General features: G+C 41.1%; 26 protein-coding genes, 1 other RNA gene, 2 pseudogenes and 1 other annotated feature. All 29 genes and pseudogenes read left to right on the forward strand.

Annotated features, from left to right (window positions below):
* Nucleotides 1-17: 17 nt before the first annotated feature.
* Nucleotides 18-425, forward strand: coding sequence for a phage tail tube protein (locus V4T18_RS09155; protein ID WP_332648897.1), 408 nt, complete (start codon nucleotides 18-20; stop codon nucleotides 423-425).
* A gap of 62 nt (nucleotides 426-487) precedes the next feature.
* Entirely contained in the window at nucleotides 488-928 is a 441-nt protein-coding gene (locus V4T18_RS09160) for a phage tail assembly chaperone (protein WP_332648898.1), read from the forward strand.
* A gap of 173 nt (nucleotides 929-1101) precedes the next feature.
* Entirely contained in the window at nucleotides 1102-3534 is a 2433-nt protein-coding gene (locus V4T18_RS09165) for a hypothetical protein (RefSeq protein ID WP_332648899.1), read from the forward strand.
* The gene (locus V4T18_RS09170) at nucleotides 3527-4201 is read left to right on the forward strand and encodes a LysM peptidoglycan-binding domain-containing protein (RefSeq protein ID WP_332648900.1); all 675 of its coding nucleotides are present in this window, start codon (nucleotides 3527-3529) and stop codon (nucleotides 4199-4201) included. The genes V4T18_RS09165 and V4T18_RS09170 overlap by 8 nt, the downstream gene beginning before the upstream one ends.
* Complete coding sequence (locus V4T18_RS09175; RefSeq protein WP_332648901.1) at nucleotides 4198-5211, forward strand: XkdQ/YqbQ family protein; 1014 nt, start codon at nucleotides 4198-4200, stop codon at nucleotides 5209-5211. The genes V4T18_RS09170 and V4T18_RS09175 overlap by 4 nt, the downstream gene beginning before the upstream one ends.
* A 12-nt stretch (nucleotides 5212-5223) precedes the next feature.
* Nucleotides 5224-5589 (forward strand): hypothetical protein, encoded by a 366-nt coding sequence (locus V4T18_RS09180; RefSeq protein ID WP_332648902.1) that lies wholly within the window; start codon nucleotides 5224-5226, stop codon nucleotides 5587-5589.
* A gap of 13 nt (nucleotides 5590-5602) precedes the next feature.
* A complete protein-coding gene (locus V4T18_RS09185; RefSeq protein WP_332648903.1) occupies nucleotides 5603-6040 on the forward strand; it encodes a DUF2634 domain-containing protein in 438 nt (145 codons plus the stop codon).
* Nucleotides 6033-7145: a baseplate J/gp47 family protein gene (locus tag V4T18_RS09190; protein ID WP_332648904.1), complete on the forward strand. Its 1113-nt coding sequence runs from the start codon at nucleotides 6033-6035 to the stop codon at nucleotides 7143-7145. Before V4T18_RS09185 ends, V4T18_RS09190 begins: the two co-directional genes overlap by 8 nt.
* Before the next feature lie 5 nt (nucleotides 7146-7150).
* Nucleotides 7151-7711: a putative phage tail protein gene (locus V4T18_RS09195; RefSeq protein WP_332648905.1), complete on the forward strand. Its 561-nt coding sequence runs from the start codon at nucleotides 7151-7153 to the stop codon at nucleotides 7709-7711.
* A gap of 12 nt (nucleotides 7712-7723) precedes the next feature.
* Nucleotides 7724-8209, forward strand: a complete 486-nt coding sequence (locus V4T18_RS09200; RefSeq protein ID WP_332648906.1) for a hypothetical protein — start codon at nucleotides 7724-7726, stop codon at nucleotides 8207-8209.
* A 16-nt stretch (nucleotides 8210-8225) separates the two neighbouring features.
* Nucleotides 8226-8726: pseudogene (locus V4T18_RS18340) on the forward strand (DNRLRE domain-containing protein); the annotation flags it as partial.
* 597 nt (nucleotides 8727-9323) lie between these two features.
* On the forward strand, nucleotides 9324-10193 hold the full coding sequence (locus V4T18_RS09205) for a hypothetical protein (RefSeq protein ID WP_332648907.1): 870 nt from the start codon (nucleotides 9324-9326) through the stop codon (nucleotides 10191-10193).
* 4 nt (nucleotides 10194-10197) lie between these two features.
* Nucleotides 10198-10578: a hypothetical protein gene (locus V4T18_RS09210; protein ID WP_332648908.1), complete on the forward strand. Its 381-nt coding sequence runs from the start codon at nucleotides 10198-10200 to the stop codon at nucleotides 10576-10578.
* A gap of 21 nt (nucleotides 10579-10599) precedes the next feature.
* Nucleotides 10600-10749: a hypothetical protein gene (locus tag V4T18_RS09215; RefSeq protein WP_332648909.1), complete on the forward strand. Its 150-nt coding sequence runs from the start codon at nucleotides 10600-10602 to the stop codon at nucleotides 10747-10749.
* Between the two features lie 70 nt (nucleotides 10750-10819).
* A complete protein-coding gene (locus V4T18_RS09220) occupies nucleotides 10820-11314 on the forward strand; it encodes a phage holin family protein (RefSeq protein WP_332648910.1) in 495 nt (164 codons plus the stop codon).
* Nucleotides 11307-12146 carry an N-acetylmuramoyl-L-alanine amidase gene (locus tag V4T18_RS09225; protein ID WP_332648911.1) on the forward strand — a complete coding sequence of 280 codons (840 nt, stop codon included), beginning with the start codon at nucleotides 11307-11309 and terminating at the stop codon, nucleotides 12144-12146. Before V4T18_RS09220 ends, V4T18_RS09225 begins: the two co-directional genes overlap by 8 nt.
* Before the next feature lie 122 nt (nucleotides 12147-12268).
* Nucleotides 12269-12619 (forward strand): hypothetical protein, encoded by a 351-nt coding sequence (locus V4T18_RS09230; RefSeq protein ID WP_332648912.1) that lies wholly within the window; start codon nucleotides 12269-12271, stop codon nucleotides 12617-12619.
* Nucleotides 12620-12901: 282 nt separating this feature from the next.
* Complete coding sequence (locus V4T18_RS09235; RefSeq protein ID WP_332648913.1) at nucleotides 12902-13111, forward strand: hypothetical protein; 210 nt, start codon at nucleotides 12902-12904, stop codon at nucleotides 13109-13111.
* Nucleotides 13112-13115: 4 nt separating this feature from the next.
* Nucleotides 13116-13319, forward strand: a complete 204-nt coding sequence (locus tag V4T18_RS09240; RefSeq protein ID WP_332648914.1) for a hypothetical protein — start codon at nucleotides 13116-13118, stop codon at nucleotides 13317-13319.
* Between the two features lie 83 nt (nucleotides 13320-13402).
* Nucleotides 13403-13867: pseudogene (locus tag V4T18_RS09245) on the forward strand (Zn-binding domain-containing protein); the annotation flags it as partial.
* A gap of 28 nt (nucleotides 13868-13895) precedes the next feature.
* Nucleotides 13896-15122, forward strand: coding sequence for a ribonuclease H-like domain-containing protein (locus V4T18_RS09250; RefSeq protein WP_332648915.1), 1227 nt, complete (start codon nucleotides 13896-13898; stop codon nucleotides 15120-15122).
* Between the two features lie 90 nt (nucleotides 15123-15212).
* On the forward strand, nucleotides 15213-15506 hold the full coding sequence (gene gpsB, locus V4T18_RS09255) for a cell division regulator GpsB (protein WP_332648916.1): 294 nt from the start codon (nucleotides 15213-15215) through the stop codon (nucleotides 15504-15506).
* Between the two features lie 62 nt (nucleotides 15507-15568).
* An RNA gene (rnpB, locus tag V4T18_RS09260) (RNase P RNA component class B) lies at nucleotides 15569-15953 on the forward strand.
* A gap of 80 nt (nucleotides 15954-16033) precedes the next feature.
* Nucleotides 16034-17779 (forward strand): putative bifunctional diguanylate cyclase/phosphodiesterase, encoded by a 1746-nt coding sequence (locus V4T18_RS09265; protein WP_332648917.1) that lies wholly within the window; start codon nucleotides 16034-16036, stop codon nucleotides 17777-17779.
* A gap of 3 nt (nucleotides 17780-17782) precedes the next feature.
* Entirely contained in the window at nucleotides 17783-18922 is a 1140-nt protein-coding gene (locus V4T18_RS09270; RefSeq protein WP_332648918.1) for a THUMP domain-containing class I SAM-dependent RNA methyltransferase, read from the forward strand.
* A gap of 171 nt (nucleotides 18923-19093) precedes the next feature.
* The gene (locus tag V4T18_RS09275; RefSeq protein ID WP_332648919.1) at nucleotides 19094-20995 is read left to right on the forward strand and encodes an ATP-dependent DNA helicase; all 1902 of its coding nucleotides are present in this window, start codon (nucleotides 19094-19096) and stop codon (nucleotides 20993-20995) included.
* Between the two features lie 118 nt (nucleotides 20996-21113).
* Nucleotides 21114-21509 carry a hypothetical protein gene (locus V4T18_RS09280; RefSeq protein ID WP_332648920.1) on the forward strand — a complete coding sequence of 132 codons (396 nt, stop codon included), beginning with the start codon at nucleotides 21114-21116 and terminating at the stop codon, nucleotides 21507-21509.
* Nucleotides 21510-21613: 104 nt separating this feature from the next.
* Nucleotides 21614-21870: a binding site (T-box leader), on the forward strand.
* A gap of 80 nt (nucleotides 21871-21950) precedes the next feature.
* Entirely contained in the window at nucleotides 21951-22241 is a 291-nt protein-coding gene (locus V4T18_RS09285; protein WP_332648921.1) for a hypothetical protein, read from the forward strand.
* A gap of 88 nt (nucleotides 22242-22329) precedes the next feature.
* Complete coding sequence (locus tag V4T18_RS09290; RefSeq protein ID WP_332648922.1) at nucleotides 22330-23832, forward strand: carboxypeptidase M32; 1503 nt, start codon at nucleotides 22330-22332, stop codon at nucleotides 23830-23832.
* The last annotated feature ends 26 nt before the right edge of the window (nucleotides 23833-23858 follow it).

Genomic DNA, 23858 nt, shown 5'->3' on the forward strand with positions numbered 1-23858 from the left:
TAAAGGGGGTTTAGTCTATGGAACCTATTAATGGCTTGTATGGTTTTTTGTATGACGAGAACGGGCAGCAAGTACAATTAACGCAAGAGTTCGATTCAGACCTGGATTACAACAAAGAAACCTACACAGTACCAGGTAAATTTTTAAAATCACATAAAGTAACAGGCGGTGAAGCAAGTGGGTCATTCACCATCTTAAAAACGGACAGTCGTTTACAAAAGAAGATTGCGGAGAACCCTCACGGCAAATATAACTACGTAGGAAAATTAGCAGACCCGACAGCGAACGGCGAAGAAGCTATCCTGTTTATCGGCGTGAGCTTTGACGGTACAAAGTTGCTAAATTACAACGTAGAAGAATTTGTCGAACTAGACTTCGATTTTACATTTGATGATTTCCGATTCTTACAAACAATTGACGGTTAACAAAAGGGCGCTACGGCGTCCTTTTTATTTTGCAAAAAACACAACGGAAAGAGGTAAATAGTATGTCAAAATTCCTTTCTTTAGAAGACGTATTAGGGGCGGATGCTGGGGATCTGCAAAAACTAAAACAGGATGCAATCTCTTGTGAAAAGTTAAAGGCGGATATTCCTGTTACGGCGTTAGAAAACAAGGAATACAAAACGATTAAAAAAGACTGTATGCAATTTGTTCCAGACGGTACGGGCGGAATGAAGCCAGATATCGACGACGACAAACTAATGATCCGTGTAATTATCGCAGCGGCAGACAAGGACACGCGCAGTGATTTCTCGTTCGCTAATAAACAACTATTAGACAAGTTAGCCGTAACAACGGCGGACCAGGCGGTAGAGAAATTACTCTCACCAGGTGAAATCTTTAACGCAGCTATGGTTGTGCAAGATATTAGTGGCTTCGGTAAGAAAGCGAAAAAGGCGGTCGAAGCAGAAGTAAAAAACTCCTAAAATCTAACGGCGAAGCGCAACTGCTTGCGTATATCTGGAATGATAAAGGCAGACTGCCCCACGAAATTCTAGATTTACCGCCGTTAGAGAAAGAGTTTGTTTACCAGGCTACCCAGCTGAAAATCGACGCGGAAGAAAAAGCGGCGAAAGAGGCGAGAAAAGGGGGCAAGTAGATGGCACGTGAATTTACAATGGGGGCACGTATCAATTTAAACACAGGCAGCTATTCGAGCAGCATGTCACAAGCGATACGCGCTACACAAAACTTTAGCGAAGAAGTGATCGATTTAGATCAAGCAATGGGTCGTTACCATGACAGCAGCGGACGCCTAAGAGAAGCTAACGGTCGTTTTGCTGCTTCTGCTGGTACAGCGTCCCGACAGTTGGAAGACCAGGGGAAGCAGGCTACCAGCTTAAGAGAAAAGCTGTTTAGTCTACAGGGTGTAATCACAGCCCTTGCTGGAAGTATGGCAATTAAAGGGGCTTATAATTGGCTAGTCGGTGCCAACGCCGATATGGAGCAATACCAAAACACATTAACCGTTGTACTAGGATCGCAAGAAAAAGCGATAGCTCAATTAGGTTGGGCGGAAAAATTCGCCGCTAAAACACCTTTCGAAATTCCTGAAATCATCGAAGCGACAACCCGCCTAGAATCTTACGGAATCGAAAGTAAAAAGGTGCTGGGCATTACGGGGGACATGGCTTCTGTAATGGGGAAAGACCTTATGCAAGCCGTGGAAGCCGTGGCAGACGCGCAGACAGGCGAATTAGAGCGTCTGAAAGAGTTTGGTATTACGAAAGGTATGCTCGAAGAACAGGCTAAATTAATGGGTAAAAACCCTGTAAATAAAAAAGGACAAATAACCGACCAGGAAGCCTTTAACGAGGCGCTTTTTGCACTTATGGAGAAACGCTTCGAGGGCGGTATGGAAATGCAGTCTAAAAGCTTCAAGGGCATGATTAGTAACGCACAGGACTTCATGGGGAGTATGGGCCGAAAATTAGGGGAACCGCTTTTCGAGAAAGCGAAGGCAGGCTTACAAGGCTTCTTAGATTGGCTGAATTACTTAGAGGATAGCGGAGCAGTCGACAGATTTGTAGCAAGCGCACAAAGCGGTTTGTCACTCGTAGGTAAAGTGGTAGGAGCTATAGCCGCACCGTTTAAAGCTATCTTTGACATGATGGCAGGGAGCGGAGACCAATCGTATTTTGTAAGGTTATTCGGCGTAGAGGGCGCTTCGAATTTTAATAACATGTTATGGGATATTGTTGACGGTGTAAAAGCTTTCGGGAGTTTTGCTGCTTCGGCTTTTGGTTTAGCAGCTGGGGTGCTTCAAAAAATAGGTGGTGTTCTCATTTCCGTAGGTACCTACTTCTTGACGAATTTCCCGAAGTTTAAACCCTACATTATAGGTATAGCCACGGCATTTCTACTGTATTTTACGTACTTAAAGTTGGTGAATACTTGGAGTAAAATTGTAGCAGCGGCACAACTAGCGCTTAATACAGTTATGTCGATGAACCCTGTTATGTTAATTGTTATAGCAGTAGGTTTACTAATCGGTTATTTAATAAATTTAGCAGGCGGTTGGGACGTAGTAAAAGCTAAACTGCTAACATTTTTACCTGTGCTGCAACAACTGTGGTCTAAAATCGTTACAGCGGTTATGCCTATCCTACAAAAATTAGGGCAAGTAGCATTAAGTATTTTTACAAGTTTCAAAACAGTGATCCTACCTGTTATTATGACCTTTATTAATGGTGTTGTTGCAGGCTTTCTTACACTCGTTAATTGGGTCCGTACTCATTGGTCATCCATAAGTGCGATCATACAAATTGCCTGGGCTTATATATCTTCGTACCTCATGTCTGGCGTAGAATTTGTAAAAATTATGATAATCGGTAGTTTTCAGTATATCGCTACAGTCCTCTCTGGAATTTGGCAGATTATAAGCGGAATTGTACAAGTCGCCTGGTCTATCGTGTCTGGTCTAATAGGGGCTGGACTAGCTATTTTACGCGGGGATTGGGACACGGCTTGGCAGAGTATGGTCGATATGCTTTCGGGCGTATGGGACGGTATAACATCGTTCTTTAGTGGGCTGAAAACGCTGTTCTTCGATAGCGGAAAGGCGATTTTACAAACACTAGCTGACGGTATTATGGCGGCAGCTTCTGCCCCTGTTGACGCTGTTAAAAGTGTATTAGGAAAAGTGCGAGAGTACTTACCATTCTCTGATGCAAAAACAGGACCTTTAAGTAATTTAACGCTGAACGGTAGTAAAATCCTTACGACGATGGCCGAAGGGATGGCAAAACAAAAGAATGCTCTAACGGATGCTATGAATAACGCTCTAGGAACTACACCAGGCGTAAATGTACAGGCTGGCAAGGTGAATCCTGCGGGGTCTACAGCTACAGCTAAAGGTGGCGGAAGCAAGCAGATAATCATCGAAAGATTAATAGGTGAGCTAAAAATTGATGCAGCTGGGAAAGACCCGAAACAGTTAGCAGAAGAAATTATTGCGATACTATTCGAGCGTTTAAAAAATGCGGATGAAATTTTAAGTTCGGCAGAAATGGGGGTATTGCTAGGTGATTAAACAGCTGAAAGTAGAGCTTATTGTACTCGATATTAAGCGGAATATTTACTACGGCTTTCCTGTGCTACCCCCTACTATTCAATATACGAATGGTGATACGTCCGTACACAGCATTAACATATTAGACCTGGGGAATGTCGAAGTCCCGAATGGTCGTGATCTAGACAGCTTTGGCTGGAATGCGGAGTTCCCAGCTCGGCACGATCCAGGTTATGTTGTCATTGATAAATCAAGGCTTCGAAAGCCTTTAGAATATAAAAAGATTTTCGAAGAATTAAAGGAATCCCGTGCCACTGTGCAAGTGATTTGTCCTGTGTTAGCTATCAACAAAAAAATGTTTATACAGAGCTTTAACCCTGAATTCACAGGGTACGAGGGTGACATAAAATACAGCATTAATTTCCGTGAACGTCGTGAAGTGAAGCCGAAAAAGCTTACTATCGGGGGTACGGCGCCCGCTAAAGGGACAAAGCAGTCCGCAGATCGTGAGGCGGTTAAGCCTCAAGCAACTGCTAAAACTTACACAGTGGTTAGAGGGGACACTCTTATAAGAATTGCGAAAAAGTTAGGTATCAAGGATTGGCGCGCAAAGCTATATGAGCCTAACAAAAAGGTAATCGGGTCAGACCCGAATAAAATTAAACCAGGGCAGGTGTTAAAGGTATGATTGATGTTCGTGTAGCGGGTTATAGTTTAGCGGAGATACTAACGGTAGCGCCGACAATCGACGATCAGACAGAAGCCGTGTGTAGAGGGCTGACACTACAAATACAGAACGACAAGCTACTTAACACCTTGCTAGGAAAAACAGTAGAGCTGTGGAATAACGACAAGCGTTTATTCTTTGGTAGCATATTAAAAAGAGGGTTGGACGAGACGGGGCAAGCAAGCCTTACGGCGTACGACCCTCTTTTTTATTTTAAAAATAACCCAGACGATTATTACTATAAAAAGAACACAGTTACGGCTAATAAAGTATTCGAAGACCTAGCTAAAAAGACAGGCGTAAGAATCGCAAAGTTAGCTAATACGAAGGTTGTATTACCCGCTTTGTGGTATCAAAACGGAAACCCCGACGAAATAGCTGTAGACGTGCTAGCACGCACAAAGCAGGCTGGCGGTAAAAACTATTGGTTTCGTTTTGACCCCTCTGTAAATAACTTTGGATTGTACCTTTTCGAAAGGGTTGTACCGAAAGAGGTCTGGGCTTTCCAGGTGGGTGTTAATTTAACGAAGGCTTCATACGAAGAAAGTGCCGAGGAAATCGTAACACAAGTGAAGCTGGTAAACCGTGAAACAGGTAAGGTTGTAGTGCGAAAACATGATACGAATTATAACCTTTTCGGAAAGCTACAGCATTTTGAAGAAGTGAATAAAGATGAAGCTGCCAAAATGGAAAGCAAAGCACGTGACCTACTAAGTAAACTTTCGAAGATTAAAGTATCATCGAAAATTGACGGCTTTAACCCTGGTAATATGCCGATTTTCTATTCTGGCGACGTAATCTACGTTGAAGAGAAACAGACGGGCATAATAGGCGCTTACCATATTCGGAATGTTACGCAGGAAATATACAGCTCTGACTATATCACGGTAGCGATGGACATAGAAAAGAGTGCGTCTATTCCCGAAATCAAGTACGAAGACGCGACTACCAATCCGAACAAGAAAAAGTAAAGGAGTTTACGTATGGCAAAAACGAATAACGACGTGGACTTACTTAAGTTAATGAGGGGCGGAAATCGGCCGCAGAACAACAGCTCGAAACCTGGTGGTTTTGGGCTTTTAGTTGTGAAAGTAATCACTGTGGAGCCAGAAGCTACTTTTGTTTTTGAAGGCGCGAAAATACCTGTAGATATAGATATTTTCGAAGTACCGATAAGGCTATTACCGCTGGAAGAAGGGGCACGATACTTCGCTCTACCTATCGTCGGAAATGGTACACGCTTTGGGCTTCTCGAAAAAATAGATGGTGAAGGCGTGAAGGGCACTTTTATTAGCGCAGATAATAAAACAATCGTATTCGATAACGGTCTGATTAAAGAAGTAAAGTAAGGGGGCTGGTGCGGTGAGTGAGCAAGATAAAAGAGTACCTGTCTTTGATTGGGAAAAAGGAGACTTCATACGTGATATGCAAGGTAACGTAAAAACAGTAAGCGGGGCGGAAGCCGTACAGCATATTACGATGAAAGCTTTAAACACTATTCGAGGTGTTTATTTAATTTATGCCGACCTTGATAACGAAGACTTACACCACAAATACGGCAGCGACGTGGATCTTGTTAAAAAGCAGGACATTAGCGACGAAGTGAAGCTCGAAGAAATGAAAAGGGCGATTGTCGAAGCACTAATATACGACCCCTGGATCACGGACGTACTAGATGTGGAAGTAAGTAGGTCTTCTTTAGAAGGTCGAAACGAAACAGACGCTGCTTATATGAGCTGTACAATTAAATCGATTTTCGGAGTAGATGTACAGCTGGAAGGGGTGAGTTTAAATGGTTAGAAAGAAATTTACACCTGTGTTCGAAGAAAACGAAAGTACTATTCGTGATCGTGTACTTTCAAGGGTAGACGATTCCTGGAGAAAAGAGCCAGGCGACTTTGTGTATGACACAGTAGCGACGGTCCCAGAAGAAATTAAGCAGCTGCAAGTTAATCAGGACACCATTTTAAAAAACGGCCACGCACAATACGCAGAAGAAGAGTACCTGGACTTACTACTTGCGGAAGTAGGACTAAAGCGAAACGCTGCTACTACAAATAAGCGCACATTAAGTGTCACAGCTGACGCAGGGGTGCGTATCGAAGCTGGACATACAGCCAGCGCTATTATTACAGACAGCAGTACAGGGGACCCTATCGAGTACACTGTCGATGTGCTAACCGAGTTCGCAACAAACAGTACGCTTAACGTGAATATTACAGCGTTAGAGCCTGGTACTATGGCGAATCTAGCAACAGGTACGGAAATTACGTTTGTGCCGCCTATCGCTGGGATACGGTCAATTGTCGATCTAGGTACTTACGAAAAAGGTACAGACAAAGAGACCGACGAATCGGCTTACGCACGTTACGAGTTTAAAGTAAACAACCCCGACACAGGCGGTAATAAAAACGACTATCGTACCTGGGTTTTAGGTGTAGCGGGCGTCGGTGACTGTCGGGTTATCCCACGCTGGAACGGCAACAATACCGTGAAAGTCGTCATTGTAGATGCAGAGAAAAAGCCAGCCTCACCTTCCTTAGTAGAAGCCGTACAAACATATTTAGATCCTGGAAGTACAGGGCTAGGTGAAGGAAAGGCACCATGTGGGGCACAAGTTACGGTTGTATCTGCTACGGCGTTAGAAGTTAATATTTCGGCTAACGTGACTTATACGGCGGGCTATGATCCAGCGGCAGTAAAAAAAGCGTTCGAAGCAATGTCAGCCGAGTACATTACGTCACTAGCGTTCACTGACACGCCGTTAGTCTACAACAAAGAAGGAGCATTATTAATTAGCACACCTGGTGTAAGTAACTACAGTGACTTGTTAATTAACGGTGCTACGGCGGACATTTCCCCAGCTGTAGACCAGGTGTGCGTACTAGGGACGGTGACGATCTAATGGCCATGAGCGAACGAGCGCAGCGTATGGTAGACGGTGGGCCAGACTACTATCAAGAATCTTTTCTATATAAGGACATACAAAGTTCCATAGCTACGGAGCTGGACAATGTAGACGCTACGAACGAGGAAATACGAAAGCAACTGCGAATTTTAACGGCTACATGGGGCCTTAAATATTGGGAAGAAAAATTAAAAATCCCTACTAATGAAGCGGACAGTTACGACATACGCCGTAGTCGCGTATTGTCTAAATGGCGAGGCTTCGGGCAATTTTCCGCAGCGTTAATCGAATCGGTGGCGGAAGCGTTTAGCGGGGGCGACGTTAACGTAACAGTAGATATTCCGAAAGGATCAATTATTGTGAAGTTCGTAGGTAAGTACGGCGTGCCACCTAACTTAGACGATCTAAAAGCGGTGATTGATAATATTGTTCACGCACACCTGGGAGTAGAGTACGAGTTCTCATTCCTAACTTGGGATCAGACGGATGCTCTTAATTTAACCTGGGATCAGATGGACGCTCTTAATTTGACATGGGACGAATTCGAAACATACAAACCTTAAGGGGGTTAGAAAATGCCAACATATACAGATAATTTACAGTTGCCTATACCTTTAGGGAACGAAAATAATACACGGGCTGCGCTACTGTCTTTAATACAAAAGATTGATGAAGCGGCTGCGAGTAAGGTAGAAGCTGAAAAGCATGAGGCGGATTACGTAAAGCACCCAGGCTACGCCGTAGCAACGAACGTAGGCAACGCATACGCCGTAACCTTGACGCCAGCGCCTACAGAGTTAGTCGACGGTATGGCAATAGCCTTTAAAGCACCAGCTGCAAACACGGGCGCTGCAACATTAAACGTCAATAGCCTGGGAGCTGTAGCATTAACAGTGGACGGTGAAGCCCTGGAAGCAGACACCCTAAAGGCTGGGGGAATTTACCCGTTTCGCTACAACGCGACAACTACAAATTTTACCTTACAGTCTAAAGGGGGTGGGTTAGCTGCCGCCGACGTAGCGAGCTTACGCGAAGACATTAACACCCTTATTTTGATGTAAAGGATGGTGATAACAAATGCCACAAGTAATACTAAATAGGACAAATACGTCTTGGTATGACGTGTTCGTAGATAGTCCGTACCCTAATAATAACCGATCGACTGTCGGGAATTTGACCGTAGGGAAACAAAGTAGTAACCCCGTACACGAATACGAATCGCTTATAAACGTAGACTTAGGGCTTATCCCAAACGGTGCGGTTATTACTAAAGCTAGTTTATACATTCCCCCAGAGTCAAACGCCGGTGGTAGCTTTTTAGTAGACGTGCACGCAATAAAAGAACCGTACGACTACAAGACTGTAACCTGGAACACGAAACCCACATATGATCCGACTATAGTAGTAACATTTTTGCGTGAAGCGTCTAGCTCAATAAAGTACACAGTTGACGTAACTAGCATTGTACAAGAAATGGTTAACGGTACAGCTTTCGGTATTTTGTTAAAAGGGAACGAAAGCGCCGCGTTCGCAGGTAATTTCGCGGGAACCAGAAGCACCGCAAGTGCAGGATTCCCGCAGCTAACGATTGACTACGAAATACCGACCATAGACAAAAAGCAGGTAGAAACTATAGACGCAGCGCAATTACGTTCTTTAGGCGTGGGCGGGGTTGCAACAGACTCGATACCTATTACCTTCCCATCGAGTATACAACCTGGGGACGTTTCGGTAATTGCATTTAGTACGATAGGCGACGTAGTTGTGACATTACCCAGCGGCTACACTTTGCTAGAAAACGTAGTAGTTAACACGAACAAGCGTATAGTAATAGCTTATGCTAGGTTACAAGGGACCGAGAAGGACGCACTTATAACGCTTTCCGCTGCAGCCGTAGCTTTCGGTAACGCTACAGTATACCGTAATGTAAAAGACGTAATAAGCACGGGGGCGCCGCGTTATTCTAATAGTAATGCAGCAACGCCCGCACCGTTTAGCGGCATACCTAAAGGTAGTTTACTGTTATTAAATGCTATAGCGTATGTCTCAAACATGAATTTCACGACACCGCCGAACTATGAACGCGTGGTGTTAAATTTTAACACGTCACAACCACTAACCACAGTTTGCTACCACCGCTACACATACGCCAAGACGTCATACGAGCTAGTTGACATGCAAGTCATAATGGCAAGCCAGCAGCACGGTGCGGGGCACATGTTAGCATTAGTACCCGTCACCAATGAAGCCCCTGCGATCGACGGAAAAGACGAGTACCTGGGAGCCTTCGACGTAGCGCTTACGAAGCAGTACACCGTAACCGACATAGAGGGCGACGGGGTTACGATTAACGAGAAGTTAAACGGGGTACTTATACGATCGCGTAACGCAGCGGGTACGCATACCCTGGACTTATCGCTACAGTGGGACGCATTAACTTTAGGTAAGCACACGATCACGATTGAAGCGAACGACATTTACGTGAACCCACCGCACCAACCAACGATACGTACGTGGACGTTTACCAAGCTGCTACCAATCAAACCGAAAACGCCGCAGATCGTTAGCGGGCTGGGGGACGTGGTGGCGAAGTTTACAGCGTATAAAAATGCACTAGCTGCTAAAGTCGGCGGCGTACCTGGTGACACGTTAGAAGAGTTAATTGCGAAGCTGGGAACAATGAAAAAGTATGTAAGTGGTACGGTTATGGGTAGCGCAGACGTACGTGTATTTGAGTATGCTAACGGTGGCGGTACTACTAACACCTACTACGCTACGGTTAATGACTTACCTTTCAAACCAGCCGTTATACTATTTAAAGGTGCTAAGGGGGCGTATGACTATCGCTTAGTATACACAGAAAAACACCCGGCAGGCTCATTGTACAAAGTGCCTACCGTTATGTACGCAGAATCTACGGGGTCCACAACCGGTGCAGGTATTCAATTTAAGGGGCATACCCAAAGTGCCATTGTAACGGACAAGATGTTTACGTTGCCGGTAGGGATTAGCGGTATAACATGGGAATGGGAAGCATGGGGGTGATCGAATGTATAAAGTAATGAAAATTTACTACCGTAAGGACACGGGCGAACTTATATGGAACGCTGGGTATAACTATCATGTGGACGTTAATTTTGATAAGGACTACGAAGCTGTTTTACCGCTGAATCAATACGAAAAGGGCGTTATCGGGTTAATCGTATTAACTGACGGCAAATACTCGCAAGATTTCGCTGAATGTTCGTCGTATAAAGTGGATATAGCAACAAAATCACTAATATTTAGTTATCCCGATCCGAATCAACCAGAAGTAGAGCAGCCGCATCAACAGCCTTTAAGTGAGCAAATTAGAGCATTAGAAGAATCGAATGCAACGTACATGATTGATTTAGATTATAGGTTGTCGTCAATTGAATTAGGACTATAAAACAAAGAGGAGATTGGTAATATGACATACACATATTGTAAAAAAGTAATTGCTAACGGCACGTTTGGGACTAAAGAGGAGATGCTAGTAAAACTCGATGTGTTTCTACTGAATAATCGAATTACGCAAGAACAATATAATGAATTAACTGGATTGGTAAACGCAGCATAAGCTAGCGTTATTTTTTATGCCCTCTACGGTTTTCGTAGGGGGTTTTATTAATTTAAAAGGACGTGGTCGGATGAATTTTATTAAAGAGTACTTCCAGCTGTTAGTAGCAAACCCTACAGCTGGAGTGATCGGTACAGGTATTTTAGGTGTTTTAAATTTCCTTTATGGGACAGGCATTACCCTAACGGTCATGACGATTTTTGCTACAGTTTTAGCATTAGATTGGTTAGCAGGACGCGCAGCTGCTAAAAAAGATGGATCGTATGCGAGTGAGTACGGCGTAAACGGAGCCTATCGTACCTCGTTTATCTTAATCATTTTAGCGTTGGCTTATCGAGTAGATACGACGTTAGGGCTTCCTTATTTATCTTTCTTTTATCTTATAGGGAACTTCGGTTTGCCAATGTGGCGAAGTATGACAGCGAATGTCTACCGTGCTGGATGGGAAGTATGGATTCCGCAAAGAGTACTGAATCGGGTAGCTGACGAAATCGAACACAAAACGGCACGAGCAAACAAACGTCTGGAAGAACGTCGGAAGTATGGGGGCGCAGATAATGAATAAAATTTTGATTGCTCTAGATGATGGTCACGGCACAGAAACACCAGGAAAACGAACGCCGTATATTTCAGAAATCGGGCGTCACATTAAAGAGAATGAATTTAATAAGCACGTAGTCAACCTTTTAGCCGCAGAATTAACACGCTGCGGCTTTGGTGTTTTATTAGTCGCACCAACTGACGCAGACACACCTTTAGCGGTACGTGTTAAGAAAGCGAACGATGCAGGGGCAGACGCGTATGTGGCAATTCATTATGACGGTTTCGATGGTAAGTTTGACGGGTACGATCCAGAAGGAAATACCGTTTTCTACAGTACAGGATCGACTAAAGGGAAAAAACTGGCGGAATGTATCGGAGAGTTTCTAAAGCAAGGTACTACGCAACGATGGCGTGGCGTTAAGTCTGCGAATTACTACGTACTAAAACATACGAAAATGCCTGCGATCCTTTCGGAAAATGGTTTCATGGACAACAAGCGGGAAGCTTTATTGATGATTGATATGACGTTCCAGCTGGAAGTCGCCCAGGAGCACGCGAAAGGTATCTGCAAATATTTCGGAGTAAAATACGTCGCAGCGGGTACACAAAAACCTTTAACTAACAAGCCAGCTACGGCTACACCGAACGCCGTAATGGGGACTGTCAAAGTGATAGTCGATAAGCTGAATTATTATGACGGTCCTCGCTGGACGAAGCCTGTGGGTACTGTCCGTAAAGACACGATCTTAACCGTAGTAGGCAAGGAATTAGTAGAAGGTGTGTATCAGTATAAACTTAAAAGCGGCACATACATTACGGCGTCACCTAAATTCGTAAAATTCACCGCAAAATAACTTTTTTGTCTGCTGCCTTTTGGTAGCAGGCTTTTTTATTTTGGTTGAAACAATTTACGCCGTACGCCGTATATATTAAAATGAATGTAAATTATGGAAGGGTAGGTAATATTATGCGTAGTATGAAACTCGAAATAATCAAAGGCGTTCCTGGTATTCAAGGGAAGAATGTCAGTATGTTTAAAACGAAAACACCAGGGCTTGTTAAATTCCAGGCAGGCCTTAGCTTACAAGTAAAAAAGACAATTACGAGTATCGAATGGGAGCACAAGGAAGGACGTAGCGCTGGTAAAGCAGCGGTAGGCGCTATCGGCGGCGGTCTACTTGCGGGTCCTATCGGATTAATCGCTGGGGCAGCCGTGGGTGGTAAGAAAAACGAAGTATCTACAGCTGTCATTAACCTGGATGATGGAAGTCAGTTAATGGTACGAATGTCGGCAAAAGAATACGAAGCACTCTCCAGCTGGCTATAACTTAAAACACTATTAATAGTATTAATACTATTAATACTATTAATAATTATAATAAATACTATATATAATAAATAATAATAATATTTATTTTTATAATATATAATATAGTATTTTTAATTAGGGGGTACTTTTCTTTTTCTTTTGTTGCTGGAATTCTTTTTACTTATGTTACCCCCTCTTATAAAAAATGAAATTATATATTCTTTGTTATAATTCGTTATTTCTTTACTTCTTTATTTATTTATGATAGATTTAGGGTATCATAATTTTAGGGGTGGCGTTATGGCTAGAACGAAGCAACTAGACGGGAAATTAACGAATTTTAATACTAAAGTGACGGCTGACCATAAGCTAACAATGGATGCGATCGTTAAGTTAAACTATGGTAGCGTACGCGAGATGCTAGAGGATTGGACGCAAAAGTTTTTAGCTGATAACCCAGAAGCGGCTAAAAAGGTAGAGAGTTATCTTCAGCTGACGCAGGGGGGCTAGCGTCATGGATGTAAAAAAGTACGAGCAGCTGCAAAACGATACCGTGACACGGATAACAAATAAATACGGCGTAACGTGTGAGGCGATAGACGACGTGCTTTCTTTCGCTGGAAGTCTGGGCCACTATTTAATCGGCTATGATCTGTACCAGGAAGCCTTTCATATATCAGATGGTGAAACCTACACCTTACACGCCATAAGAAGCTAAGAGCTGGAAAACCCCAGCTCTTTTTCTTTTTTCTAAAAATTAATCGATGTTGAAAATATCGTGTGTTTATACTATGGCTCATTAAAATCCGTTTCCATTCACATGATAATATCGGTAGCGGTCAAATTCACTTACCTCCAATGGAAATGCATACGAGCGCTACATGGATGAGCTTTGATTTGCCAGAAAACTGGTCTGAGGAAATGCTGACGGATGCATTAAACGGAGCTGCTTATGCAATGGGAAGCTTTATCCCTCTATTTGTTCAATGCGATCGTAGTGATTTATCCGTTGTGCCCCAAGTGAAGGCCGTGCATAATGATCGCCCAACTATTTTTATTTATGACAGTTACCCAGGTGGCATTGGATTAAGTGAGCGAGTGTATGATATTTTATTATCCTTATTAGAGCGAACTTATGAGCATGTGGAAAACTGTCCATGTCAAAATGGTTGTCCATCCTGCATTGGTGCACAGGATAGTTTGAACGAAGGAAAGGGTCAAGTGTTAAAGGTATTAGCAATATTAAAAAGTGAAATGATGTGGTGAAATGTCGTACGAAAATAAAATATTGCAAATGAAAAAAATGCTAGGGAAAAAAACACAAGCGAAATCGGACAAGCCTGCATTTCAAAAGCCTGCAAAGCCAACCTATATGGATAATTGGACAAAGGCAGGCCTAACCCCTATTGAAAACGACTTCGGTGTGCTTTTTAAAAGAGAGGTTCGATATCCGCTTGATTACCTTCATGGAAACTACCAGCTCGGACAGTTATTCGATGCCATAGCACTTTGGGAGGAGGCAGGTAATGACCATCCGTATGCTGTAACATTTGAGGACACCCTACTATTTTTTGATACTGAAACGACTGGGCTTAAAGGTGTTGGAACTCATATTTTTCTCCTCGGTTTTTTAGAAACAGATGAGGAACAATTTATCTTAACGCAATATGTATTAGCTGATCCGTCTAATGAGGCTGCTCTTTTATTTGAATCGAAGCTATGGCAACGTAGTGCAACAGTCGTTTCATATAATGGAAAAAGCTTTGATTGGCCGCAGCTAGAAACGCGATGGACACTAAATCAGTCGTACATCCCACGTCTTCGTGAGCAAAAGCAAATTGATCTACTGCATAGCACAAAAAGATTATGGAAAAATGATTTGGAGCGTATGAAGCTCACGCAGGTAGAGCAAGAGAAGCTCGGTTTTAGAAGAAATGGTGATATTCCTGGCTTTTTGGCACCCGTTATTTATTTAGATGCAATCAAAAGTGGAATAGCTGATAGCTTAATAAAGGTATTGCAGCATAATGAATGGGACTTGCTATCGCTCGTGACGCTGTATATTCATTCGACAGAGCTACTCTTTAACCAAAACAAGCAAGATTCAGCTACAACGTATACGAATATCGGAAAATGGTATAACGATTTAAAATTTAAAGATGCTGGCAACGAAATATTATCGACCGTTACAGAGCAATTTGAAAAATCGGAAACAGGTTTAGCCCATTTTTATTTAGCTCATGAACAGAAGCGCGCGGCGCAGTATACTCTTGCAGCCTCATCCTTTGAGCAGTGTATACCTTATACCTCTATCAAGATTCAAATTCAAGCTTATGAACAGCTAGCTATACTATACGAGCATAGATTGAAAAATTATCAGAGTGCACTTCATTATACAAATGTTGCGATTAAGCTTGTCGAAACTACAGAAGAGTTAGATGCGAAGCAAAAGCAAAATAAACTGATTAGCTGGAGGAAACGATATAGTAGAATTGTCCTCAAAATAGAAAAAGAAAGCTAAATGGCGATTTTCTTGTACTTTCATTCACGTATTTGCCTTTACATATGTTATAATTAATGTGCTTATGTACCGTAAGGAAGGGCGATGTGTATGAATAATAAATTAACATCAAAAGATATTCTAGAAAAAGAATTTAAAAAAAGCATGAAGGGCTATAATATGGATCAAGTTGATCAATTTTTAGACCAAATCATGGAAGATTATGACGTTTTCGAACAGATGATTGGAGAGCTTAAAGCAGAGAATGATCGCCTGAAAGCTGAATTATCCAACAGTTCGAGAAAACCTGTGCAGCCACCAACGAATTCCAATACAAACTTTGATATTTTAAAGCGATTATCCAATTTAGAGAAACATGTATTTGGAAGTAAACTTTATGAATAATCGTTAGTACTGCTATATTGTCATTATATTTTTTTTGCAGTATAATAGGCTATACATCATGAAAATTCGAGTAATCGCTGCAGCTCGTTAGAAGTTGTAGAGGAAAGTCCATGCTCACACGGCTCTGAGATGACCGTAGTGTTCGTGCTTACTGAAAAAATAAGGTAAGGCAAGCGAGTAGCTTGACGGCGGAAGGAATACCTAAGTCTTCGGATATGGTAAACACTTCCCTAAGGTGCCACAGTGACGTAGCTTGCTTGGAAACAAGTAAGGTGGAACGAGGTAAACCCCACGAGTGAGAAACCCAAATTATGGTAGGGGCACTCTCCAAAAGGAAATGAACAGATGGAGGGACGGAAGATATTCTTTCGTAGATAGATGATTACTACCTGGATGTACGAGGCGAAAGCTGTTTGAGTACTCAGGAACAAAACATGGCTTATTGAATTTTATTGATGCTTTTTTACGAATAAAAAGGCTCTCCATATATTTGGAGAGCCTTTCTTTTAGAGATAAGGGTGAGAATAATGAGTGGTATCTTCACTTTAGACGATAAAAAAATGAGTTTACTATCCCGCTATCCAGAAAATTTAATCCAAAAAATCTTTGAAAACGTATCAGAAGGTATCATGATTACGAATAGAGATAAGAAGATTATTGGCGTAAATCCTGCTTTTGAATTTGTAACAGGCTATAAAAGTGAAGAAGTAATAGGGATGAATCCGTCTGTATTACAATCTGGAATCCATGAACTGTCATTTTATTTAGAGATGTGGAAAACAATTTATGAAACTGGAATTTGGCAAGGAGAAATTTGGAACCGCCGAAAAACAGGGGATGTCTACCCGGAATGGTTAACAATCGTCTCGGTAAAGGACGACGATGGCAATGTTACAAATTATTGTGGGATTTTTTCGGATTTGTCAGAAAGAAAAATCGTCGAAAATGAATTAGAAAGAAGAGCATTAACGGATTCTTTAACAGATGTTTGTAATCGCTTTGCATTTTTAGAGCGAATGAATACGTTACTAGAATCTAGCAATGCCGTATCTCGTGGTGTTCAACATGCTGTTTTCTTCTTAGATTTAGATCGTTTTAAACAAGTAAATGATACGCTCGGTCACACAATTGGCGATTTACTATTAATAGAAATCGCTAGACGTATTCAAGCTCTGCTTAAAAATAAAGATATTTTGGCACGCTATGGTGGAGACGAATTTGTTATAACATTAACGAATATTGTTCATCCTCGTGAGGCAGCTAAATTTGCAGAGGAATTAGTTCGCGCAATTGAAGAACCTGTAGTTATCCATGATCAGGAAATTTTTGTTTCAACTAGTTTAGGTATTAGTATTTTTCCAGATGATGGTACAACAACTGAAGAACTGGTTAATCGTGCTGATAAGGCAATGTCGTATTCAAAGAAGAATGGCCGAAACGGTTATGCTTTTTATTTTGATGATTTAAAAACGGATTCGAAGCGAGTGCTGTTACTCGATTCAGAGCTACGGAAAGCAATTGAAAATCAAGATTTTCAATTACACTTCCAGCCTAAAATCTGCATGAAGACGGGGAAAGTGTCTGGTGTAGAGGCACTTATACGCTGGCAAAATGAAAAATTGGGCTTTGTTTCCCCTGCGGAATTTATTCCCTATGCGGAAGAAACAGGTTTAATTATTCCATTAAGTGAAATCATATTTGAGAAGGCGTGTGAAGGATATAAGCAGCTAGTAGCGGCTGGATTTCCTAAGGTCCCAATCGCTATAAACGTATCAAGTATTCACTTTCAGCAGCAGAATTTTTTGGAATCCATTCAGCTTATATTAGAAAAAAATAATACATCAGCTCAAAATTTCGAGATTGAAATGACGGAGCGCACAGTTATGAATAGTGCATCCGAAACAGTAAGCAAGCTAGTTAAATTAAAACAGCTTGGGTTTAAGTTATCAATTGACGATTTTGGGACAGGCTATTCGTCACTGAGTTATTTAGTAAGATTCCCTCTTGATGTGTTAAAAATTGATCGAAGCTTTATTCAGCAAATTTGCTCACTTGATGATAAGCAAGCAATTGTTGATGCAATTATTCAAATGTCACATAGACTAAAAATGAAAGTTGTGGCTGAGGGTGTCGAAACCTCTCATCAAGAGGCTATACTACGTGAAATGGGATGCGATTATATTCAAGGCTTTTATTACAGCAAACCATTACCAATGCATGAATTACTCGATTTTTTACAATTTTGGGAAGTCGAACATCAAGGAAGGTTTTAAAATATGACAAAATATCAATTAGTAGCAACGGCAGCGATGGGCTTAGAGTCAATCGTAGCAGAAGAAGTACAAGCGTTAGGCTACGAAACGCGTGTCGATAATGGCAAAGTATACTTTGAAGGTGATGAAACGGCCATTGCTCGATGCAATCTATGGCTTCGTGTAGCGGATCGCGTGAAAATTGTTGTAGCTGAGTTCCCTGCACATACATTTGATCAGCTGTTTGAAAATACAAAGGCGATTCAGTGGGAGCGTTATTTATCGGTTGACGCTGCATTCCCGGTGTCGGGTAAATCTGTTAAATCGAAGCTCTTTAGTGTACCGGACTGTCAAGCCATTGTGAAAAAGGCAATTGTAGAGCGTATGAAGTTTCATTATAAACGACTCGGATTTTTAGATGAATCCGGTGCAACTTTTAAAATTGAAGTATCAATTTTGAAGGATGTGGCTACGTTAACAATTGATACATCTGGTGCTGGTTTACATAAGCGCGGGTATCGTCAAGTACAAGGGGAAGCTCCGTTAAAAGAAACGCTTGCAGCAGCACTTGTGAAAATTTCGAAATGGAATCCGAATCGTCCATTTGTTGACCCGTTTTGTGGCTCTGGTACAATTCCATTAGAGGCAGCAATGATTGGACAAAATATAGCACCAGGCTATAACCGAGAATTCATCTCAGAAGAATGGAACTGGATGAAGGCGAAAATTTGGGACGAGGTTAGAGACGAAGCGGATTCTTTAGCGAATTATGAGCAGCCCTTGCAAATTATCGGCTCTGATATTGACCATCGTATGGTTAGTATCGCGCAAGAGAATGCGTTAGAGGCAGGCTTTGGCGATATTATTACATTTAAACAAATGCAAGCAACTGATTTTACTACAAAGCTAATGGATGGTGTGATGATTTCAAATCCACCATATGGTGAACGTATCGGTGAAAAAGAAGTGATTGAACGTGTTGTACGGGATCTTGGACAAGTAATGAATAATTATCCAACATGGTCAGTGTATATGCTTTCTTCGATGGAAAACTTTGAGGAATTATACGGTAGTAGAGCTACGAAAAAACGAAAGTTATTTAACGGCTTTATTCGTACAGACCTTTATCAGTACTGGGGTCAAAAATCAAAGCGCGAAGATTAATGGTACTTTTTTAGTAGATGGAATCGTATACTAATGGTAAGTATCTGCATATGAAAAAATACCATCTCATTCTTTTTAGGCTGAGATGTATTTTTCGAAACGGAAGGGGAAATTACTCCTTCCGTTTCGTCATCTAATAGATGAATGGATAAATGAGGGAGAAATATTTTTATGAGACAATCTTTACCGTTTGAGTTGTCAAAGGATAGCTCATTTTACGACTCGCTTGGAAATTGGCTTGGCGATGTATTATATGATGAATTACCAGAAAAGGGCTTTGAATGTCGGGACGAACAAATTTTCATGGCTTATCAAATTGAGCAAGCTCTGAAAGAAAAAAATGTTCTATTTGCAGAAGCTGGTGTTGGTACAGGCAAAACAATTGCCTATTTATTGCCTGCAATTTCCTATGCACGTTATACAGGAAGACCGGCGTTAATTGCTTGTGCTGATGAAACATTAATCGATCAGCTTGTAAAAGAAGGTGGGGATGTACATAAGCTACGCGACCATCTAGGACTTAGCATTGATGTTCGACTAGCAAAATCTCGTGATCAATACTTATGCATAAAACGATTTGAGGAAGCAGAAAAAACAGTTACTGAGGAATGGATTGATGATATTGCCTTTTCTATTCCTGATGGTGTATATGCACAAGGCTCAATGATTGCCATACAGCCATACGGCGATCGTTCAGATTATGGGGCAGTAGGCGATGAGGATTGGCAAAAGGTAAATTATAATTCCATTATGCAATGTGCTGTATGCGACGTACGTAATCGATGTGGGCAAACTCTACACCGAGCACATTATCGCCAGTCCACGGATTTAATCATTTGCTCGCAGGATTTTTTAATGGAGCATTTAGCAACGAAGGAATCTCGTGAGCGTGAGGGGCAACTTCCTCTGCTACCAGAAGTATCAATGATCGTACTGGATGAAGGACATTTACTTGAGTATGCTGCACAAAAGGCGATGACGTATAAAGTGCAGGCATCAACAATTGTTCAATTACTAGAACGCCTTATGGTTGATGGTGTAAGAGAGCGAACGTTATATGCAATGGAAAAATTACAGGATGACCATGAAATGTTTTTCGATCAACTGCGAGAAGATTTAGTGCCATCAGAAGAAGACAGAAAACGAATTAATAAATCACCTCGTCTTGTTCAATTAGGGAAACAGGTTATTGCTGATGTCGAACAGCTGCTAGAGGAATTTGTATTTGAATCTGAACTGTATATGATTCCTGAATATGATCTAAACATGGCTGAGGAGTTTTTAGAGCATTATATGGCCTCTATCCGTATTTTCGTTGCACAAGGTGATGCAGTTGATTGGCTTGAGGATACAGATGGTGAGGAAACTCTAGTTATTATGCCTCGTTTGATTACGGAAGTGTTAGAAGAAAAATTATTCACGAAAAAAATGCCGATCGTATTTTCTTCTGCAACACTTTCAGTTAATAAGGATTTCTCGTATATTGCGTATAGCCTTGGCATTAAAAAATATCAATCGTTCAGTGTACCTTCACCATTCGATTATGAAGATGTGATGAAGGTGTATATTCACGAGCTGGATCAACAAGAAAAAGTGGCAAAAGTAGAAGAGCTACTAAATGATGGTGAAAAAACACTCATTTTATTTAAATCTAAGCAGGCAATGGAAACATTTAAATCACAGCTTCCGATGATGACGAGATTAAAGGTTGGCTTTGAAGGTGACCGAGAGCTATCTGCCATCGTCCGTGATTTCCAACAAGGTACGATACAAACGCTTTGCTCCTATCATCTATGGGAAGGATTAGATTTACCAGAAGAGGCGCTCACTCGTGTCATTATTTTTGATTTACCATTCCCACCACATGATCCATTATTTGATGCGAAGCGTGCTTTCGCTGAGGATGCATTTGAAGAGGTAGAGATGCCATTTATGCAGCTTCGACTTCAGCAAGGAATCGGTCGTTTAATTCGTACATCAAATGATTACGGTGATATCCATATACTATTAAACGAAGATGAAGCAAAAGTAAAATCAGAGTTCCGAGCAATATTACCAGTTGAACCAAAATAATAATGACGACCATCTTAGAAAATTCTAAGGTGGTTTTCGTTATGGGAAAAATTCAAATGGTAACCTTTTCTGTTTGTAGGTAAAATAAAGGAAATGGTTGATAGAAGGGAAGTACAAAATGACAAACCAATCACAATATTTATTTGAGTTTAAAATTGAGGTTGAAGAGAAAGGAAATCAATCGCATTTCAAGGTATCCTATGTTGGTGAGCAAAGGTTATTAAAGAAGATGATTGAACTAGCGAAAAATGAAGGAGCTCAAATCGTATACAAAGAAGCATCAGCTTTTAAGAAATTTTTATATCGCCAGCCTTATCAATTTGCAATTGCGGATCGATTAGCAAATAAAAGTGGCTATCCTCATTGGTCGTTAGATGGTATTTTAACAGGTAAAAATATAATCATATTAGAAAATAATAAGGTGGGAAAAGGTACACCAAAATCATTGGTAGAAGAGCTTAGTGCTTATGCTGGCCAAGTCGCTTCAAGACAAGGGAATCTATTTAAATCATAATCTTTTAGGAGTTTTTATTTTATCTACATAATGTATCACATTTTAGTAAGGACCTGTTGACAAATGTTTGCAAAACTAAGATTTGTAAAAATCGGAGCATAAGAATAAAGGCTATGATAAGAACGAGTAGCAGTCAGAGGAACGAACAGAAAGTTGCCGGGTGATGAGAGGCGCATGTTTTAACACTGTGAATACATCTTGGAGCTGCGTACCAAAAGGGGATACCCCTAGTAGGCTATGACGGTAAGCACCCGACATCATGTGCAAAAGTATCGTCAACCTGACCGTACTAGACTGAGGTGGACAATGTCTGTTGTTCACAAATTAAGGTGGTAACATGAGATTAGAACTCGTCCTTTTGGATAATCCCAAGGGGCGGGTTTTTTGCCTTTTATAGACCTTACGAATATTGAAAATAATATTTTAAGGAGATGTGAAACGATGACCTGCTTACTAGAAGAGCAGCTTCGAATTATTGGAAAAGCGAGAGAGCAATTTGATGAAATACCTGAACTATTGTTAGAAATAGATAAAGAAACGGTTGAACATATTATTCCTCAATTAATACAAATGGGGTTAGTTTCGAGTAAAAGCGAATTTCTTCGTTTAGTAAAGCAGGATGGTGTTGGAATTAATCAAGAAAAAATCGCTATTGATGATTTACAACGTGTATTAATGAATGATGAAGGAATAAAAATCGGCAAAAAGCGTTTTGTTAGGTTTATTAAATGAGGTAATAATTTGAAAAGAAAAATGAGGCTATCCCTTTCATTTCGAATTTCGAAGCATTATAATTTTCTTATATAAGGGGGTATAGAATATGACTGTACAACAACAATTTATCGATTATGTAAAAAAGATGCAAAACTATGGAGAGGCATTATCCGTAATTTATTGGGATATGCGAACTGGTGCACCAAAAAAAGGAATTCCTCAGCGTGCTGAAGTCGTGGGAACATTGTCTGCGGAATTATTTGCCCTGCAAACTTCAGACGAATTAGGAAAGATGTTAGAGGAGCTTGAAGGGCAACAGGATAAGCTGGATTTTGTTACGAAGCGCTTATTCGAAGAAGTGAAAAAAGAATACGATGAATCCAAAAAAATCCCGCCAGCCGAATATAAAGAATATGTCATATTGCAATCTAAGGCTGAAACAGTTTGGGAGGAAGCGAAGGAAAAATCTGATTTCGATTTATTCCTGCCATACTTAAAGAGAATTGTCGAGTTCCAAAAGAAATTTGTAAACTATTGGGGCATTAAAAATGGCTCAGCTTATAATACACTGCTAGATAAATATGAGCCTGAAATGACAACAGAAATTTTGGACCGAGTATTTGGTGAGCTACGTGAAACAATTGTGCCACTAGTGAAAGCGATTAATGAATCACCGAATAAGCCGAATACGGAAATGTTATTTAAGCATTTCCCGAAAGAAGGTCAACGTCAGGCTTCCCTTGAAATATTAGAGCAGCTTGGCTATGATTTTGATGCAGGTCGTTTAGATGAAACAGTTCATCCATTTATGATTGGATTAAACAGTGGGGATATCCGTGTCACTACAAAATATGATGAAAACGACTTCCGTTCTGCTGTCTTCGGTACAATTCATGAGTGTGGTCACGCACTATATGAACAAAATATCGATCCGGAATTAAACGGTTTACCTCTATCAACCGGTACATCAATGGGCATTCATGAATCACAATCGCTGTTTTATGAAAACTTCGTAGGACGTAACGAACAGTTTTGGGCACATAACTTTAAAATACTACAAAAACATTCATCTGAGCAATTCGGCAATGTAGCAGTAGAGGATTTCCTAAAGGCAATTAATTTTGTAGAGCCTTCACTTATTCGTATTGAAGCAGATGAGTTAACATATCCACTACACATCATGATCCGCTATGAAATCGAACGTGAGCTGTTTGATGGAGATTTACAAGCAGAGGATTTACCGCAAGTTTGGAATGATAAATACGAGGAGTACCTAGGTATTCGTCCTGAGAATGATGCACAAGGTGTATTACAAGATACACACTGGAGCGGTGGTAGCTTCGGTTACTTCCCGTCATATGCATTAGGATACATGTATGCGGCACAATGGAAAGCTGCAATGGATAAAGATATTCCAAACTTTGACGAGCTTTGTGCACGTGGTGAACTTGCGCCAATTCGTGAATGGCTGACAGAGAAAGTACATCAATACGGTGCTTTAAAGAAACCGTTTGAGCTATTACAAGAGGGTACTGGTGAAGGCTTGACTGCGAAATATTTAGCGGATTATTTAAAAGAAAAGTATACGAAGATTTATCAATTAAAATAGAATCAACTATGAAAAATGCACTGCTA

The organism is Lysinibacillus sp. 54212 (assembly GCF_036662795.1).
Classification (GTDB): Bacteria; Bacillota; Bacilli; order Bacillales_A; family Planococcaceae; genus Lysinibacillus_B.